Source organism: Candidatus Erwinia haradaeae, assembly GCF_900698965.1.
Lineage (GTDB): Bacteria > Pseudomonadota > Gammaproteobacteria > Enterobacterales > Enterobacteriaceae > Erwinia_E > Erwinia_E haradaeae_A.
In genome coordinates this window covers 702,560-722,496 of the sequence record NZ_LR217725.1, presented here as the reverse complement: position 1 = coordinate 722,496, position 19,937 = coordinate 702,560, and the positions used below count along the sequence as shown (strand labels likewise).

Genomic DNA, 19,937 nt, shown 5'->3' with positions numbered 1-19,937 from the left:
GGTATCGAAAATCATCGTATATTGTATATATGCAGGATTAGGAACATTATACGATTATAATATAATCTTAGTGATTTTTCGTGATATCTCTCTAATGCGACTGAGTTAATACTTTATATTTTTATATATTTCAGTGGTAATACATCTATCATAAGCCCATATATATTTGAATCTTTTATTAAATACCTATATTTTGATAACTCTTCTAAATTCTATTTTTTGTTGCTCATAAAAACGTTGATCACACATAAAATGATGTATTCTATGTCTAAAACATACCTTAGTTTTCAATAAAAACTGATAATACTTAATAAAAATACATATACAGTTCATGTCCAATAGAATTGGATTCAGTCAAATAAGTTGCTCGCAGTATATTTAGTAGATATAGTTATCCACTAACAGTAATACAAACTCCTATGTTCCCTTGTATCTGCCATGAAATACGGAGATTATCTTAACAGATCTTAGAGATGCAATCAGCATTAGAGTTTCTAGGTTTAGTATGTTGCTAGAATCAGATAGATATCTTATGGTGATATATACATAAAATTATGACTCAGCTATATCTCAGATTGTTTTTGACTGATACAACTATTTTTTACTCATACATATGTTAAGATTTGTATGAAACAACTGCATATCGCGATAATAATAACAAGACGGTCAGTGATCAAGTGGCCCACCTGCTGTATTTAGATGGATAATAAAAGCGATGGATGATAAAAGATGTTATAAATTTTTAGTACTAAGATTATACATCTATGACAATCTTTGTAAGATTTGAGAATACAGAAACGATCGTATCATTAATCGGGTGGTAATCTAGTTATATTGCAGATCAAACTTATATGAGTATACTCAATAATAAAATCGTTGACAGTCACAGGTGTTTACGGTGTAATAAATAATACAGCCCGGATAGCTCAGTCGGTAGAGCAGGGGACTGAAAATCCCCGTGTCCTTGGTTCGATTCCAAGTTCGGGCATCATTTTAAGCTTATTAAGTAAGATGTGACTTTTAGAGCAGATCATGGTAGATCATGTAGTATACTAAGTTTATAGATGTTCGGAGGATTGTAGGATTAAAATCCTGTAATACTATTACATGTATTGCATTGGTGTTATTACACCTATATCAAAGTCAATCAAATTCTACTAATAATGTGTAGATCTGTATCGTAGCAGTAGTCAGATACTGTTGATCTGATATGGTTGTATTTTATATGATAATGAGAAAAATCATATTTTCAGATTCTATATGGTATATGCGCTATTTTAAATAAATAATTAACGCTTATTAATAAAATGTATACTAGTGTATACATTTAAGTTGCACATCCTAAATACTAAATAGCCAAATCTGATCGGATGGTGCGATAATATACACAGTAAGACACAGTAAGATATAAAGACTTCGACTATTATGGATGTATCGATCAAGGTATACTATATACTAAATCTCTGCAATAGAGATCAGATAGATATGTGATAACATAGATATTTTTTATAACATGTGTATTTCTGATCAAATTAATACAGAGTGATGATTCTCTATCGGACTACAAAACCTGTATAATAACAACTTATATTATAAGATTCCCGTACAAGACCTATTCAACACAAGACCTATCCAACTTAAAGAGAATTTATATGTTTATCATTCATGCTGAAAGCCGTAAGACATATGGTACGGGTTCAAGTCGTCGTTTACGTAGAGCGGATAAATTACCTGCAATTATTTACGGTAGGAAAATAACTCCTTGGCCTATCATGCTAAATCAAGACTTGATTATGAATATTCAGTCAAAGATTCATTTTTATAAGGAAATTCTAACCATTATCATAGATGGTACAGAAATTCCAGTAAAAGTGCACGCTATACAGCGTCATCCATTTAAAGACAAACTACAACATATTGATTTTATTCGTATGGAATGACTTTCTATTCCTGAAAATAAGTGTTCAATGGATATACAATAAAAAAACAAATGAAATTTTTTATACATAGCTTAACAATTATCATTGTAATCTTATCACTGATTGATAAACATTGTAACTTCAATTAAGTTATAAACTTTTAATTATATACATTCTTATGATAGATTATCAATATGTATCTTGATACCTTATAAGGTACATATATATTTAATATATACTAAAGCATTTTAATGATACCATCTATCACATTATCTAATAAAATACGGGTTTGAGCGCTGATTTGTATCGTGCTGCTATATTAAAATCATATAGCTATATTATAAGACACTGTTAGTTCAAATAAAATATCTGCTAAGACGCTGTCATCTTACTTCATGTTATTAATAGAAGGAATGATCGCCATACTGATGTTCAGTTAGATCTTTTACACCTTTTAGTTCTGAAAATTGAGCTAATAGCTCTTTTTCAATGCCATCCTTGATAGTTACATTAACCATTGCACAACCATTGCAACCTCCGCTAAATTTTAGGATAACATATCCTTCACTGGTAATATCAACTATAGACACTGCTCCGCCATGTCTTGCTAGCTGTGGATTTATTTGTGCTTGCAGAACCCACTTTACACGATCAAAAAGTGATGCGTCATCGCTAATTTTTCCCATTCTAGCATAAGGTGCTTTTAGTGTGAGTTGAGAACCCATTGGATTTATAATATAGTCAATTTCAGCATCTTGCAGATAAGGAGCGCTTGCATTATCAATAAATGCTGATAATTTATCAAATTTTAACTCGATATCATGCGTGCTGACCTCATCCCCAGCACAGTAGGCTACACCACACTCAGCAGCAGAGGTACCTGGATTAAGTACAAATACGCGAATTTGAGTACCATGAGGCTGTGTTGATAGCAGTTTAGAAAAATGTTCTTGGGCAGATTTTGTAATGATAATCATGACTAATGCTCAATAGTTGATTGGTTTTGTATTATAATAAAAAATTTTCTTTGGATCTACAAGATGAGATCAAAATATTAGTCGTTACTAGATTCACAATTAATAGGTTTTTACAATTTGAAGTTTATGAGTCTGCAGATAGTTCAATCAGAGTTTATGCAAGCATATAATTGTAATGTTAAAGATTTGGCGCTGCAATAGTAAGTCAGATAAAAATTAAGAGCATCTCTTAAGATTTTAATTGTTATAGATTATCTTGTAGATTATCTTGAGTTCTTCTTGAAGCTCTTCATCCTCTGTAGGAGGTATTAGTTTGCTAATCTGTTTTATTATGGATGTAAATTAAAAATTAAGGTAGGTATTGAAATATAAATATTTTACGAATACACTTTCAAACTAATATAGAATAGACGGTTAATATCATTTATCGGGGGATCTCGATATTATCTAGTTACGTTTTTGGTAAGAGGATATAGTTTTCATAAAACACTAAATTATATTACTTCTGCGTTTGCTCTATATTATACTGTGATCTACTACACAGACTGTGTACTGATAGTTGATTAAAGAGCATGCATACTTAAAATTTATTGAATGTCTTGACAGAGTCATATAAAAATAACAACTACTACTATTAATATAGCCAGCGGATATAAAAGATTTTTTGCAGTGTGTTCTATGCGCTTTATACGCATTTGTATTTTTATGATGTTTTTCAGAGTGATGGAAGCAGCTCATTATCGGAAGAGCATAGAGATGAGTGGGTATACGATTAATTATGTTTATTTTTATTGCGCTTAAGCATCTTACTTTTGAGACTAGAAATCCTGATCATCAGCCAATAACGCATATACATATATAACTAGTGAGGTCGTATTTTGCATAGATATTCGATGGTTTTACTTATATACAAATGTAACTGACTGTGAGTATTTGCGCTCGCTTACTAATAAATTTATATTATCTAACGTTAATATTATTAATTTTACCAGGACGTCTATTTTTAGAGTAGACTTGTGAGTTTTGATTTAACTAATGGATAAATTCATCACGCTATCACGCATTCTTTTAGATTTTCTAGATTTTCTAAAGGTTGTATGAAGTTATGTATCCATTTTTGATTCTAAAATCATAAGAGACTGAGTTAGGTATTTTCTGATGTAGATATTCATGGAAGTGATGATGTGTACTAAATAGATCTACTTGAACAGCAGGACTGCGAAACAGTAATATGCGCTTGCACCTAATAACTGCAGTGATCATAGATGATCATGTCTCTAGTCGCAATACTGCCAATCCAGAATATAGTGCGCTCTTATGAGATACAGGGGACGAATAAAATCAATGTTAGATAGATGATAGGTAACAGACATCATTTTTAGTAAAAAATCAATTTATGAACTATCATAGCCTGTAATATCACTATTGGCCATTAGAACCTCAATAGTATATATATTAATAATATGAGCAGTTCCTGAAAATATCGCAGCGACTTCGTTCATGAAAATTCTAAGGTATGTGACCTGATTGGTTAATAACATTTATGGTATGATGTTAGGACTGTAATTATATCATCATGTATTAGTCGTATTTGACGATAATGAGATAGGATTTAATAGCAATTAATCGCTAGGCTAATCAGGTGAATTGTTTTTAAATAGCAACGTTAGAGCTCTCGCACAAATCACTAACATCATCTTAATTCTCAATCATAGCAATACACAATATTTTCAACTTATCGCATAGTCAAATTCTTTATATAAAGATCAAAAATTAATAATAATAGCATGATCAGCATCAGAATTGTAATGTGAACATCTTCTGTTACTCCTATCATAATAGCCTTAAAAAAGTATTAATAGTGTTCTAGTAAATAGTTAGTGAATTTTCACTGTATAGCATACTTCGATTGGTAGACATGATTATCAAGTATCTTGTTTTCGTCTAGAATTTTTATAGTATATTTCTGCGGTTAGATATATCACAGTACGCAATCAAGAAAATACACAAAACATATATTAGTTCAACTGAGATGAGTTAATATGATGATATTTTTAGAAAAAGATGCTTAAGGTACTACACTGCTCATTGAGCATTGCATCTGTTAATAAAAGAAATCAAAAGATTTACTGTAATTTTTTTTAAGAGCTCACGGCATCTATTGCGATGTCACAACAAGAGTGATCAATAGAGCTTGGAGGATTCTTTAACCATTTACGACGTTAATCAGGTGATTTTAAATGTTGCTATAATAAAGGCATTAAACAAAATCTTTAACCTGACAGCAAGGTGGTAGTGAGACTCTTATATATGTAAGAATCTATTTAGCTTACCCTGTGCAGACATAGATAATGCTTCTGTTGAGAACTTTTGTCACTATAATAATATTATCTATTGAGGTAGATTCATGCTGACTGAATACGAGAAATTATTTTTTCTAATAAATATAGATTCAATGAATTTTTAGAAATATTGTGAAAATACTAATTGTTCAACTATGTAGTATTAATAGTGATTAGACTAATAGTAATTAGACGATTTTTGATCGTAGTACAGTCTATTTATGTATTTTATTTGAATAATTCTATATTTTAAAAATAGCAAAAATATTTCTTGAGATCAAATATCATTATATTTACCTAGATAAGCAATTGTATTAAGTACATCTACAATGACGAAAACAGCATACTAACTTGCTAATATTCACGATACATGCTATGGTCTATTACAACATAGACCATGTTTATGTATTTTCTGCATCAGGGGTGATAGAGGGATGTGTGTATAAATATTAATTGAATATCTTATTCTTTTTCAGTCTTGTTAGAGTCAAGGACTTCTATATGAGAGTATCGTAGTGTACAATATAGTTGAGTTCAATGGATTGATCAAAAACATTACAAAACTATTAATAAAAGTTAGATCCACACACTCCAAGTACCTTTAACATTCCATATAATATAATTATGCTTTTTATTTATTGCGTCTTGTTTAGTTCTATGAGAGATATAGATCGGTAATTAGCAATGTCTATGATGTAGACAATCTTTTTATAAAATGACAACATCCTTTTAGGATCTATCGTGATATACAAAAGGTTTTATTTACAGTTAGCACGTGTAAGACTGTAGGTACTACACACATGAAGAATTGCAACTATTACTTAATCTGAATAAGGGTGTGTGATTCTTTAGTCCAAATCTATTCATATATTTAGAATATAGATATTGTGGTTTGTTATCTAAACATCTATATTGTATAATAAATTGTAAGATATATTTTGGGCTGTGACAATGCTATGCACTGCAATTAGTTTATACTTTTATCATAACAATGATCAAGCTATGCTAATCCTATATGTGTGACATGTGTGACGCCACAGCTAAAATAACCTACAATTTTGGGATTCTCAGTAAACATTACATGCCTGTAATGTTTGCTATTTTTATTTTTTTAAACAGTTCAAAACACTCGCGTACCTGAATGGTTACCAATAGGTTTATTCATGATAAAATATCAGGGAGAAAGATTCTTATAACTCATAATCAAAAAGGATTTCATAAAATTATCATATGTAAAATGTTATAGAGATCTTTTACAGAGATCTATTCATTCGTTGTTCTATTGCGATCTATGATAAATTGGAGTGATACTACTGGAAAAACAACTGATTAATAGCTAATAGTGTGAAATACGCGTAATATCGCTACTATATAATAAAGAAATATATTTTTATATATAAATAGATTTCATCTATTCAAACAATTTATCTATAACATTGCATCTATTAAAACAATTTATCTATAACATTATAACAACTGATAGATATAGTAAGAGATTTATATGACGTGAGTTAAGAGGAATGTGATATATGCTGCATTATTAAAATGAGCCGCTTTAGTTTGAAAATATCTTTTATCTTTTTGATGCAAAAAGGTGTACTTTTTCATAGAAGCGCAGCAGATAAAAGAAACTCGTTACATATCTTACCTAATATTCAAGACATAGTGTACTATAATGTTATATTTAGGCAGTACATAATTTCTGTAGTACATAATTTCTGTAAAGCGTAGAGAAAAGACTATATATAAAATAGTATTACTATGAGACTTATCATGATAAATAGAGATCGAGTGGGACGTCAATTTTGTATCAACAATAAATACTGGGTCCTTGTTTCATTGTATTAGTACTAATGTCTGGTTAGTTAACGGAGTTAACATAATAACTATACTGTTTGCTGTAGCAGCATATCAGATTCAGTGTATAAATAAAATTTCTCTAGATTTAAAGCAGCTGATCTAATTTAGCGCAAGATCATTAAAATTATTAAGAGTATTATGAATATTTTTTAGTAGCATGTATAGGATAGACATCTTACATTTTGGTATGCTTAATATATTTAGGCCAGTGTTTATTCTGTAAAATAGTTCCTGCATATAGATGGTAATAATTAGATAGTAATAATAGCGAATTGCTATGCGGTATGTATAGCTAGCAGAAATTATTTGATAAATATCATATACGTAATATTTACATAATTACGTATTATTTACATAATATTACTTATTTTTATTCCTTGAAAATAACTAGATCAGGGATTTTTTCAGATCTTGAAACAAGAACTCTTCTATCAGACAGAATCATATGCCAGGCACAGCCAGATATAAAGGTTATATATATAAAAGATATCGCAAGAATTTTATCTTTCGAATATAATTATATCGCATATAAGGCATAATATATTTGATATATGCTTATTCAGCAAACACTGCACTAGTTTTTTAAAAGCTCTAGAGTTAACCAACTAATATGTATATGAGTATATATGCATCAGGTATCACATTTTCATAGAGACTTAATACGTCCTCGTTATTGGCTAACTTGGTTTGGCATTAGTATCTTGTTTCTTCTAGTTCGGCTTCCATATCCTCTATTATATCGCTTAGGTACCTGGATGGGCCGTCTATCTATGCGTTTCATGCATCGTCGTATGTATATTGTACGTCGTAATTTGGAACTCTGCTTTCCGGATATGCCTAAAGATGAGTTAGAGCACCTTATCAATAGTAACTTTGAATCCCTAGGCATGGGGTTATTAGAAACAGGTATGGCTTGGTTCTGGTCTGATCGACGCATTAAGCATTGGTTTAGCGTTGAAGGTCTTAATCATTTAAAGGCCGCACAAAAAACTGGCCGCGGAATTCTTATGATTGGTGTGCATTTTATGTCACTTGAAATGGGTGGTCGAACTATGGGTTTATGTCATCCTATGACAGCTATTTATCGTCCACATAATAATAAAGTGATCGAATGGGTTCAAACCAGAGGTAGAATGCGCTCTAATAAAGCAATGATAGATCGACGCAATTTACGCGGTATAGTGCATATACTAAAAGCCGGTGACGCTGTTTGGTTTGCTCCAGATCAAGATTATGGTCCAAATGGTAGTGTTTTTGTGCAGTGGTTTGCTGTTCCTGAGGTAGCCACAACTAGTGGTACCTGGGTGCTTACACGCTTAGCAAAACCAATACTCATGCCGGTGGTATTAGTGCGAAAAAATGATCGAAGTGGTTATCAGTTACTCATACATGAAGAGCTTAAAGACTATCCAATAGAAAACAAAATGCAGGCGGCTAGATATATTAATCAAATTATTGAACGTGAAATCATGCGAGCTCCACATCAATATATGTGGTTACATCGTCGATTTAAAACACGGCCAAATGGTTTAAGATCAATATATTAATAATAATTAAATATTGACTATTAAGTCATAAACGGTTTTTTACATAAATCAATATTATTGATCTAATCAATAGATATTTATTAAATCGCTGCTTAGTAAATGATTAAGAAGTTCATTGTAATGGCTTTAGATTTTGGATTACATTATGCACTATAAATTTTAATAAATCAGTTATGTATATCTGTACTGAGTACATACTATAGTAATTTGTAACTCTACTCAAACAGTAGAGTCCATCGTGATATACACATTAACGCAGTGTGCAATATAAGATAATCATTTTATTGGATTTTTTATGAGTGATAGCTGTTTCGGTAAAGCTAGAGCGCTATCAAGATAGTTCTATATAATAGAGAGACTAGCTATTAATTTATGGTTTAATATAGAGAGCTAGAGAGGAAAAACTGACTGCATTAAGAATAATAATTATAAGGATTGTATAATTATTTTTTTAGAAAACCCTTTCATTTCAATAAACCTTAATAGTTGTCTAGTACTAGAATATGTTTAGACAGGATTTATGATTGAATACTAGATTAGGATTAAGATGAAAAAATATATTTTAACTTTATATATTTATATAAACTTTTAGAGCCAGTATGCGTATATTTTATAATGATAATTATGATGATAATTTTTAGTACAATTTTCATATTTATTAAAGATCGACTGGATTCAACTAGATCAACAATGAGAAAAGAGCGGATGCTCTGATAATAATGAATGATTATCAAATACTCATCGAGAGTGGTAAAATTACGATGATTATTAGTAGAATAACTTTACTGGAAACAGCAATATAAGAGAGTGAGTAGAGCCTGTTGGTCATGCGCATATGCATATTCTGTTGAGCAGTCAGTATATGCAAAAATTTAAATAATTTTGCATATACTTGGCAATGCTACTCTTTTGGAATATATTCCATATTATCTCTAACTCAACATATTATGCATATAATTAGTCATTACGTATTACATTCAGACATAAAAAGTGATAAAAAATCATTTTTTATGTCATGCCAGTTATTGTGATAACATAAAATAATTAAAAAATCTAACTAGTTCTCGCATAGAGATTTGAGTTTTACCTGGTTTCGCTAATGATCGCTAGAAGAGATTATATGATTGCATTGAATCTAAATATTGGATAGACAAATGAGAACAGATATATTGTTTTTTTGTAGGTGTAAAATCTTAATAAATACAATAGGTGGTGATATGTACATCAGCTATATAAGATCAAATACGATATGAAGCAGCTATTTGGCGTTACTTCATAATGTCTGTTTGTGGTGTAGGAATTGACATCGTAGAAATTATTCGAATAGCTTCGACAATCAGAAAGGTAGGCGATCGATTCGCAGAGCGCATACTAAGTGATGCTGAATTCAGTCAATATAAAAAAAATCTCAAGCCAGAACTTTTTCTTGCTAAACGGTTTGCAGTCAAGGAAGCTACCGTTAAGGCATTTGGTATTGGTATGAGAGGTGGTTTAGCATTCAATCAAGTAGAAACCTGCCATGATAGTCTTGGCAGGCCTTATTTGTGCCTTTTAAAACATGCAAAAATCATAGCGCAGACTTTATGTGTAACACGCATTCATGTCACATTTTCTGATGAAAGGCAATATGCTTGTGCTATGGTAATTCTTGAGGATTAACTCTTTTAATGAGTTATTAAAAAATGAGTTATCAAAAATTTTATGCACTGATTTTTACTCTATGATGCTTTACTTTTTGAGTCATTTTACTGTATGTAAACTGTAAATGCGATTAATATTTTTGAGTCAATCAGCAGAGTAAGTAAAAAGATAGAAAACATTCATTTTTGACGGTTATCAAAAAGCTAAATTTTGGGTTACTCACGTAGTATAATCCAGATCTTTTGATGAAGCTAGTAGGCTTATATTTACAACTAAAACTACAATAACCATAGTTTTATTAAACTTTTATGTTTTATAAACATTGTGTGGCATTTTAACAACGCCCCTCAAGTAATCAGATTTATATTGTTAAAATATAGGATATGAACACCATACTATGGTTTATCAAGCAGTGCATAAAACTTTGATTTGATACTATATATAGCGGTATATATAATAATATATATTATACAGCGACTAGTTATATCTTTACTATACTCTGTATATAAAGAATAGATCGCTATACCAAAATCCATCCGGTATCACTTAATAATCTAGATATTACAAAACGGGATAGTAAAGCCATGACAGGCGTCATAAGTGTAAAAACTTTACACGAAAAATGATTATTTTAAAGGCTAATTAGGATTTTTTTCACTAAAGCAACTAGTGTACTTAGAAGAATAATAATGCTATATACGGTAAATGGCCATGGTCCCCCACTAGAACAGGATCATAAAATTGAGTTACTCAATGCCAATAGAGCTTCTAAGTAATGTTTAATAATCTTCTTACGATGGGGAAGATTTATCATGATAGCGATTTTAGGTGTGCATAGTACTAATATTATTAGTATCATTCTTCTTAGATCTTGTATGTACTAACCCCTAATCATACTAAGTATTATATATCATATAAGCAACAGAATGAATATGGTTAAAAATACTTAGCAATCCCTCTAAGCATAACAGGTCTCTTTTAAGAGATCTGAGATGAAAATTTCTGCTATAAGTGATAGTGATTTCATCTGATCCTGATGAGTCTGTTTTTAGAGTACAAGGCATCATAATAGAATGGGAAAATATCACAGTCTTATGATCACTGGGAGTGTTATATCCTTAGACACAAGCAGAATCTTAAAAAAATGAATAGGGTTTTAGGTTAATCTCGTACTGATACAATTCGTTGAGACGTATACATCACACGATAACCTGATATAGTCGCGATATACTATCGTATCATGCATATGATTAGATCTTTTACAATTTATTTAAAATTAACAGATTATAGATATCAGGAGGATATTCCTTAATATATAGAGTTATTTTAGATTGTAGAGCTTATTTTAATTTTAAAATGTCGGTAAGGTTGCTGCTATCCTCTCAGCCACAAGAGTAAAGCCAATTTTTTTTCTTGAGAAATTAGATTTAAGATAAGTCTCTTACTATGAACTGCGTAAATATATAGTCTTTACTTCAGATAAAGTGATATATTTTTATAACTATAAAATCTATAGCTATCATCCTTCTGATATCATCGTTGTATGTATAGGTAAAGAACAGATAAAGATTATATGATAAGTGATGTTGCCACTTATTACCTTTTAATATCACTAGTCGTTCTCTTTAACCTTTAGATGGAATCCAAAAGTTTACTAGAATTTCATATTTTAAAATACTGTGTGTAATGTTCCATGGATATAAATACTTGTCATAAAGAGAAACATAGGATTTACACAGAATATGTTTGGCATGATGTCATTTTTCTGTTTGAATAATATTCAATGAGAATATCACTGGATTTTCAAAAAATTATAAATTAACATATCGTTATTCTATTAGAATAAGTTGTATATATTCTGTATACTACTAAAAACACTAAACCTGATTGAGTAAAGTTGCTCGCTAGGGGCCGAATTTCTGCACCTTTATTATGATAAAGATCACTAATATTTACTAACTCATATTAGTAGCAAAGATAGACAATCTTGATATTTTTTTAAAGTGTAGCTACTTATCTATTCAACCTTGTATTAAATATATAAGGCACCTGCTTCATATAATACAGACTCTTAAAGCGCTACATGCTGACAGAAGTGATCTCTCGAAGTGATCTCTCATGTAAGTAAATAAGATTAATGCTTATAGCATATAGCTATGGAATATCTAAATGGCAACCGCATTATGAGATAATATTCATCCAATTTTTCTCTTTTAGAATCACTAAAATATAAAATAATAGACTAATTGTGAATATAAAGTGATAGTAATAGATCAGTAATCTATTACTATCTATTATACACTAACACTTAGAATCCCTATCCATTGATTACTATCATAACAGTAAAGATTACGTTGCTTTAAAACTATGTAAACGGTTGATTGCTTTTATGCGATTTTCTATCAACCAAGTCTCGGTGCAAGAAATGGCTTCATTAATTGCTCTGTCAATAAGTTGTTTTTCTTTTATTTTTGGCACACCCAAAACAAATTCTACCAATTTATTGCGATCGTCTGGGCACCCAACGCCAATACGTAAACGATGAAACTGTGTATTATTACCTAGGCTTTGGATAATATTTTTTAGACCGTTATGCCCTCCGTGATTACCATTTTGTTTAAATTTTGCAATACCAGGGGGAAAGTATAATTCGTCGTGTACTATTAGTATATTGCTTACAGTAATATTGTAATATACCGAAAGAGCAATCACTGCTTTTCCGCTATAATTCATGGAAGTTGTAGGAATCAATAACCAGATTTCTTTATTACCTATCCTGCAGCGCGCCGTATAACCAAAAAATTTTTTTTTTCTTTTAAAATTTGATTATGGCGTTTAGCTAGCTGATAGATATACCATGCTCCAGCATTATGCCGAGTTTTAGCATATTTCTCGCCAGGATTTGCAAGCCCAACTATTAATTTAAGATGACTCATATGATGTAAGACCCTGTGCTGCACAATGCATAATGTCTGATACTCTACAATAGTAAAAACTTTAGATTTAACCTAAAAGTACATTTTGTTTACGATGGACTGACGCCTCTAGAGAGAGGAATATAAAAGATATATAAAGGATATATATGATGCTATGTCAGTAATTAGTCTACTTAAGTAACATACTTTATGTACTAACTTTTATTACAGATGTACTTTTGGAAATTATTTCATACGTTATTGTACGCCATGCAATACGTAACTTCCGTAGCAATACGTAGATTCTCTGTATGACTTCATTGGTATCAATTACTTGTTTAAAACTATATACATATCTGTACGTTTTATATGTAAGTAATGCCATTACCTAAGATAGTTGAGGAAATTTCTATTAGTATTGCATCACATCACATCACATTCTTATCTTTGCTCAAAGTAAATTGTGCAAAACAAACGCTTGATGGTCTCATATTATGATATATAACATAAAAAAATACATAACTGAAAGAAAATGCTATACAGGTACGCGATGATCATCCTGATTATATCAGGTGATAATTTAACAATTGATTGTTAAAAGATGATTAATTGATATTTTCATTGCCTTTTCTAAAAGAATATACATATGTGTCAATACATTACATACTTGAATATTCTGATACATCTAACCAATTTACCTATTCTAAATGTTATCTAACATCAGATAGTGTATAGACTTAAGGTATCTCTTGTAACCACTGATGAATAATGTTTTCTATATCAAGTGCTACTTGTGCCTGTGAACGACTCGCATCAATAGTACGAATCTGTTTATCAGATGCAGCTAAGGCAAGATATTGATTACGAATTTTAGTAAAAAAATGTAATGATTCTTTTTCAATTCGGTCTAATGGGCCGCGTTTTTTTACCCGTTGTAAGCTGATTTCAGGAGGGACATCTAAATACAACGTAAGATCTGGGTTAAAATTACCAAGAGCCTCTTCCTTTAAACTACAGATAAAATCATGACTAATCTCACGACCTCCTCCTTGGTAGGCCCGTGAGGATAGCTCATGACGATCTCCTATGACCCATGTGCCCCGAGCTAATGCTGGCTTTATGACGTGCTCTACTAATTGAACACGTGCTGCAAATACTACGAATAATTCAGCATAATACGTTATCTTCTCTTCGTTATATGTATCGTTTTTGATTAGCTCACGCAACTTCTCTGATAGTGGCGTACTACCTGGTTCACGCGTATAGATGACATCATGAATACCATGTTCACGTAGTATGTTAGCCACCACAAGGGATGATGTCGTTTTTCCTGCCCCTTCTAAACCTTCAATGACAATAAATTTACTATTCATTTTCTCTCTATTTATGGAGGGGTGTGTTATAAGTTACATGATAGTTAATAGGTGTCTAGAAATTGCTTAGGAATTAGGATATAGCTCTATCTTAGAGACTTTATACAATATTGTAATAGAATGATTCTATACATGAAGGTTTCTTTATAACGATGTACTGAGTACTGTCATGATTTACTTGATGATTTACTTATGCATCGTATTTGGTAATTTCAGATAAGATAATCGTTAAGTCAGTTTATCTTTATCAACAATGTTGATTAATTTAGAAAAAATAAAATTTTTGATGTTTGTCAGTAAAAATATAGGTGATGTTCGACGAGTTAGCTTTTTATTATGTCACCAACTAAAACTGTATCAGCAAGCACCTGACAAGAACCTTAACATAAGTCACTATCTTTATCCTGACTTGGTTTAACTATATTTACGAGCATGCAAGCAGAAATCATGATTCATGCAATTATGCAAGCATTATAACTGCATGCATGTTCTTGCACATCTAAGATATTAGCTTTTATTTCATATTAGTTGACTGGATGTCATGTTGTATTATTTTCATATCCAGATGTTTTCATGTAACTAATTTAACAGTTAGGAGATATTTATGATTTCACAGATCATCTGATCAATATCAACTCTTTTATAAATCTTGTGCATTTATTTTATATAAATACTGATCACTTTAGATCATAAAATAACACTCTTGTCAAGGAAGTTATTTTTATTGTACATTTATTACTTTTATGGTTGCTAACAGAGTATTTTAGCAGATTGTATATCATTGTGCAGTGAATCTACTCTATTATTGATATTATATATCAATATATAATTACTGATATTGTATAAATACATAATTCGAGGTCTATCATATTTCAATAAAAATAATCAATTTTGTTAGGCGTAGTTTTATGATGACTGAAAGTACCTAAACAAACGGATTGCGCTATCGATGCAACATATAATTGAGGTTGTAATAGTTGGTGGGGGATTGACAGGGGCAGCATTAGCAAGTGGTTTAGCACAATATGGTTTTGATGTTGTGGTAATTGAGCAGGAAGATGTGCCTAATTTTAACCCCTTATCTTATCCAGATCTTAGAATCTCGGCTATTAGTGCTGCTTCAGTCAGTTTGCTCCAGAAGTTAAAAGTGTGGCCCCAGGTTCTAATGATGCGTTGCGTGCCGTATCGTGTACAGGAGATTTGGGAACACCCTATGGCCCGAGTAATACTGGATGCTAGATCTTTAGGTTTAACTGAACTAGGTTATATGGTTGAAAATCATGTATTAAAATATGCCTTATCGAAACGTTTGCACAATCAGAATGTGCCGTTACTGTATAATACGCGCTTAAAAAATTTACGAAGAATTAATGGAATTTGGCAGATTTTTTTAGATAATGGTAAGGTCTTGCAGGCGCGTCTTGTGGTAGGTGCAGATGGATCAAACTCACAAGTGAGAAAATTAGCTAATATTAGAATTCAGGGTTGGCGATACGCACAATCTTGTATGCTTATCAGTGTGCGCTGTTCTGATCATCCGGGGGACATCACTTGGCAGCAATTAACTCCCGAAGGTCCCCGCGCTTTTTTACCGCTCTTTGGATATTGGGCGTCGCTAGTGTGGTACGGAAAACATACTTATATTCAAAAATTACAGTCAATGACTATGTTACAACTACAACGTGAGATCCAACTGAATTTTTCAGATCGCGTTGGACAAATCACTCCAACAATGTCTGGTTCATTCGTGTTAAGTCGCAGTCATGCTATGAATTACGTATTACCAGGATTAGTATTAGTTGGTGATGCAGCACATACGGTTCATCCCTTTACAGGGCAAGGTGTTAATTTAGGCTATCGTGATGTATCTGCTTTACTTGCAATCCTCAACGAGGCTCATCATCAGTCGGATCAGTGGTGTTCAATAAATGTTTTACAACGCTATCAATATCAGCGTCAAAAAGATAATCGTCTAATGCAAAATGGGATTGACTTATTATACTATATTTTTAGTAATCAGTGCTTACCGGTAAAAATTATACGTAATGTAGGATTGATAGCAGCTAATCACGCAGGAGCCATTAAATACGATGTTTTAGCTTATATGCTAGGATTAGCATATGTCACTGAATACTAACTAGAGATATCGTTGTATTTTCAGTACACTGGATTAAAGCGATTATTCGACATGAAATTTTTCTTGACCAAATGCGATTCATATGATTTATTAATTGCATTAATGGCCTATTTTCAATAAATATGTAAATTTTTGTTGCATATCTGTATCAGTCTTTTTAAACTAGTAGTTACTTCAGTGACTACAGTGACCTTAGTGACTGTAGTTATCTTAGTTACTCAATGCCGGTTTAGCTCAGTTGGTAGAGCGACTGACTTGTAATCAGTAGGTCACCAGTTCGATTCCGGTAGCCGGCACCATTAAAAGAGTATGGGTGGGATTCCCGAGTGGCCAAAGGGAGCAGACTGTAAATCTGTCGTCATTGACTTCGAAGGTTCGAATCCTTCTCCCACCACCATCGCTTTAGCATATAACTCTGACAAGCACTATGCTATCAATACAACATCACACGCAGTGATATAATACATACTAGAAATATCTTCTAGATAGATACAAACTTCTAAAGTAGCGGATATCGTATAATGGCGATTACCTCAGCCTTCCAAGCTGATGATACGGGTTCGATTCCCGTTTTCCGCTCCAACTATGCTGATATAGCTCAGTTGGTAGAGCACACCCTTGGTAAGGGTGAGGTCCCCAGTCCGAATCTGGGTATCAGCACCATGAACAATTTGCGCTATTGCACATTATGACGCAATATTGAGACACAATGACTAGAGCTATTCTTGTATTCTTCGTTCACGGTATCTGCGAAATAATTAAAAATTTTCACTAAACACCAAGACATCAACAGTATTTTTATAAAATATCATGCAAAATGCGCCATCTAAAAACAGATTGATATTAGATTAACAGGATATCCGATGGTATCGTATATAAATTATCAGTTTAATTAATATTGCAAAATAATGGATTGCTAAAATTTTTGAAAAAATTATTCCTACTATAGGACCACAAGAAGTCTTGTGATCATCTAGATAACATTCTAACTTAATATTAGTGCATTTACTATAGCATATGCATGTAGCATATACACACTTTTAAAGTGTAATAAAAATGAGAAGTGCGTATCTTAATGAAGATCAGCACATCACGTATACTTATTGGAAGAAGAGATTCAAAGGACAGTTTGTTAAGACAGTTTGTTGTACACTCGATGAATCTTATGTTATATTCAGAAGTTAGATATCAGCAAATAAATCAGTAGATAGGTAACGCTCCCCGGACGAGGGGAGAATTACGACGATATTTTTTTCTATGAATGCCTCCTCCTTTTGTAGTTTTATTGCAGCAGCTAAGGCGGCTCCAGAAGAGATTCCAGCTAGGATACCTTCTTGTATCATTAAAAGACGCGCAGTGGAAATCGCTTCTTCATTTGTAATAACTATGACGCGGTCTATAAGAGTAATATCAAGATTATCTGGAATAAAGCCGGCACCAATACCTTGAATTTTATGTGGACCTGGAGTAATTGCCTGACCGCTTAACACTTGAGAAATTACGGCGGAGTCACTTGGTTCTACTGCAATAGAAATTAGACTTTTGAGTCCTTTGGTCCCTTTAAGATAGCGACTGACCCCAGTCAGGGTTCCGCCAGTACCAACGCCAGCGATAAATACATCCACATTTCCATCACAATCTTCCCAAATTTCTGGTCCAGTGGTTCGTTCGTGAATCGCGGGGTTTGCCGGGTTATTAAATTGTTGTAGTAAAAGATACTTTTCCGGATTAGTAGCGACAATTTCTTCTGATTTTTTAATGGCTCCTTTCATACCCTGTGAACCTTCAGTGAGCACTACGCGAGCTCCTAATGCTTTTAGTAGTTTTTGACGCTCTATGCTCATTGTATTTGGCATTGTTAACGTTAAACAATATCCTCGTGCTGCTGCTACATATGCTAAAGCAATACCAGTATTTCCGCTGGTTGGTTCGACTAATTGAATATTTTTTTTAAGAACACCGCGCTGCTCTGCGTCCCAAATCATACTGGCACCAATGCGACATTTAACACTAAAACTGGGGTTACGTGATTCCACTTTTACAAAAATCCGTTTATTACCAATACGATTTAGCCGAATTAGTGGCGTATGACCGATTGTGAAAGAATTATCTGAGTATATTTTGCTCATAGCTTATCCATAACTATATCAATATGTAGATTTTAGGTAGTTAGCAAATCTACGTATATTATGACGTGAAAATACATTGTATATTTTATTTTTTGATAATCTCATTACAGAAATGATAAGATTATCAGTACACTGACTGCTGTATACTGTAAAATATATGCACAGGATGATTGCATGCAGGGTAGAATAAGTAATAAATCATACATGTTATCTATGAATATCAACATATTACATGAATAACTGGTTATTTTAAACGACCAGAGAGTCTCAGGTGATTATATTGTTAGTTAAGCAATACTTTTGCGATGATAAGAATAGACTTATCATTTTGATAGTTAATCATATGTCATTAATTTAATTGAAGAATGATAACAAAATAATAACAAAAATAAGATAAAGTAAACTTTTTTAACTGATATTACTAAATAATTGAATATAAGATTATAGTTTATGATTCAAGAATAACGATTCAAGCCTGGATATAACTCTTATTTGCTTAGTATGGGCAGTAATGTTTGATTCAACCAAAATATATAACGTTAACATCTTTGGTTAATGATGTATAACTCTAGAGACAGAGCTAGTATGCGAGACCAATTTATCTATTGATATTATTTTATACTGCTTCATGCGTTATTGAAATCCTAATGGTTATTGTAGATTGATAATTGACGCTGAAACTTCTTTTCAAAATGGTGTTAAAACTTATCGATGTCAAGTTTTTCGATGACGCTTTTTCAGATACACTATTAAGTACATTTTTCATATTCCTAAGGTTACAAGGTTTTAATTTTATTTTTGTCATTCTCTTGAATATTAATGGAATGTAATTACAGAGATATCATAATGACTGGCAGAACAGAGTATATGTCGGTATTATATTGTATATAAGCATGAGTATGCTTAATTGTATATAAGCATGAGTATGCTTAATATTATATGATAAAAGGAATTGTCATCTATAGTTATTGGCATACAGTAAGTTAATTAATGATTTACACTTATTACATAAGAGCGATTTTTACTCAGTTTGCGCTGGAAGAGAGATTGAAGGTCTTGCGTAAGATAGAAAACCTTGCTTGGCATTGTTCTTTAAA

The 19,937-nt window shown here is 31.9% G+C and carries 7 protein-coding genes, 5 tRNA genes and 1 pseudogene; 9 read left to right on the top strand and 4 right to left on the bottom strand.

Annotated features, from left to right (window positions below; translation table 11 throughout):
- The first annotated feature begins 915 nt into the window (after positions 1-915).
- Both CIPSTX3056_RS02265 and rplY read left to right on the top strand, forming a co-directional pair.
- A tRNA-Phe gene (locus CIPSTX3056_RS02265) sits at positions 916-988 on the top strand.
- A 664-nt stretch (positions 989-1,652) separates the two neighbouring features.
- Positions 1,653-1,940, top strand: a complete 288-nt coding sequence (rplY, locus tag CIPSTX3056_RS02260) for a 50S ribosomal protein L25 (RefSeq protein ID WP_072666329.1) — start codon at positions 1,653-1,655, stop codon at positions 1,938-1,940.
- A gap of 380 nt (positions 1,941-2,320) precedes the next feature.
- On the opposite strand, the gene nfuA is transcribed toward rplY, so the two are convergent.
- Positions 2,321-2,896: a Fe-S biogenesis protein NfuA gene (gene nfuA, locus CIPSTX3056_RS02255; protein ID WP_072666328.1), complete on the bottom strand. Its 576-nt coding sequence runs from the start codon at positions 2,894-2,896 to the stop codon at positions 2,321-2,323.
- Between the two features lie 4,828 nt (positions 2,897-7,724).
- On the opposite strand from nfuA, the gene lpxP reads away from it, so the two are divergent.
- Together lpxP and acpS are read left to right on the top strand one after the other, a co-directional pair.
- The gene (lpxP, locus tag CIPSTX3056_RS02250) at positions 7,725-8,645 is read left to right on the top strand and encodes a kdo(2)-lipid IV(A) palmitoleoyltransferase (protein ID WP_072666327.1); all 921 of its coding nucleotides are present in this window, start codon (positions 7,725-7,727) and stop codon (positions 8,643-8,645) included.
- A 1,278-nt stretch (positions 8,646-9,923) separates the two neighbouring features.
- Complete coding sequence (gene acpS / locus CIPSTX3056_RS02245) at positions 9,924-10,304, top strand: holo-ACP synthase (RefSeq protein ID WP_072666326.1); 381 nt, start codon at positions 9,924-9,926, stop codon at positions 10,302-10,304.
- Between the two features lie 2,331 nt (positions 10,305-12,635).
- On the opposite strand, the pseudogene pth reads toward acpS, so the two are convergent.
- Together pth and tmk are read right to left on the bottom strand one after the other, a co-directional pair.
- Positions 12,636-13,222: pseudogene (pth, locus tag CIPSTX3056_RS02240) on the bottom strand (aminoacyl-tRNA hydrolase).
- A gap of 716 nt (positions 13,223-13,938) precedes the next feature.
- Positions 13,939-14,574 carry a dTMP kinase gene (gene tmk, locus CIPSTX3056_RS02235; protein ID WP_072666325.1) on the bottom strand — a complete coding sequence of 212 codons (636 nt, stop codon included), beginning with the start codon at positions 14,572-14,574 and terminating at the stop codon, positions 13,939-13,941.
- A 949-nt stretch (positions 14,575-15,523) separates the two neighbouring features.
- Here tmk and CIPSTX3056_RS02230 point away from each other — a divergent pair.
- The 5 genes from CIPSTX3056_RS02230 to CIPSTX3056_RS02210 all read left to right on the top strand — a co-directional run bounded on the left by CIPSTX3056_RS02230 (position 15,524) and on the right by CIPSTX3056_RS02210 (position 17,374).
- Positions 15,524-16,711, top strand: a complete 1,188-nt coding sequence (locus CIPSTX3056_RS02230; RefSeq protein ID WP_072666324.1) for an FAD-dependent oxidoreductase — start codon at positions 15,524-15,526, stop codon at positions 16,709-16,711.
- A gap of 223 nt (positions 16,712-16,934) precedes the next feature.
- A tRNA-Thr gene (locus tag CIPSTX3056_RS02225) sits at positions 16,935-17,010 on the top strand.
- Between the two features lie 13 nt (positions 17,011-17,023).
- Positions 17,024-17,108: transfer RNA gene (locus CIPSTX3056_RS02220), tRNA-Tyr, on the top strand.
- A 110-nt stretch (positions 17,109-17,218) separates the two neighbouring features.
- Positions 17,219-17,293: transfer RNA gene (locus CIPSTX3056_RS02215), tRNA-Gly, on the top strand.
- Between the two features lie 5 nt (positions 17,294-17,298).
- A tRNA-Thr gene (locus tag CIPSTX3056_RS02210) sits at positions 17,299-17,374 on the top strand.
- Between the two features lie 518 nt (positions 17,375-17,892).
- Here the strand turns inward: CIPSTX3056_RS02210 and cysK are convergent.
- The gene (gene cysK / locus CIPSTX3056_RS02205) at positions 17,893-18,840 is read right to left on the bottom strand and encodes a cysteine synthase A (RefSeq protein WP_072666323.1); all 948 of its coding nucleotides are present in this window, start codon (positions 18,838-18,840) and stop codon (positions 17,893-17,895) included.
- Positions 18,841-19,937 lie beyond the last annotated feature (1,097 nt).

Excerpts from the sequence above, each read along its gene's own strand:
- rplY (WP_072666329.1), top strand. The coding sequence starts at position 1,653 with ATGTTTATCATTCATGCTGAAAGCCGTAAGACATATGGTACGGGTTCA.
- nfuA (WP_072666328.1), bottom strand. The coding sequence starts at position 2,896 with ATGATTATCATTACAAAATCTGCCCAAGAACATTTTTCTAAACTGCTA.
- lpxP (WP_072666327.1), top strand. The coding sequence starts at position 7,725 with ATGCATCAGGTATCACATTTTCATAGAGACTTAATACGTCCTCGTTAT.
- acpS (WP_072666326.1), top strand. The coding sequence starts at position 9,924 with ATGTCTGTTTGTGGTGTAGGAATTGACATCGTAGAAATTATTCGAATA.
- tmk (WP_072666325.1), bottom strand. The coding sequence starts at position 14,574 with ATGAATAGTAAATTTATTGTCATTGAAGGTTTAGAAGGGGCAGGAAAA.
- CIPSTX3056_RS02230 (WP_072666324.1), top strand. The coding sequence starts at position 15,524 with ATGCAACATATAATTGAGGTTGTAATAGTTGGTGGGGGATTGACAGGG.
- cysK (WP_072666323.1), bottom strand. The coding sequence starts at position 18,840 with ATGAGCAAAATATACTCAGATAATTCTTTCACAATCGGTCATACGCCA.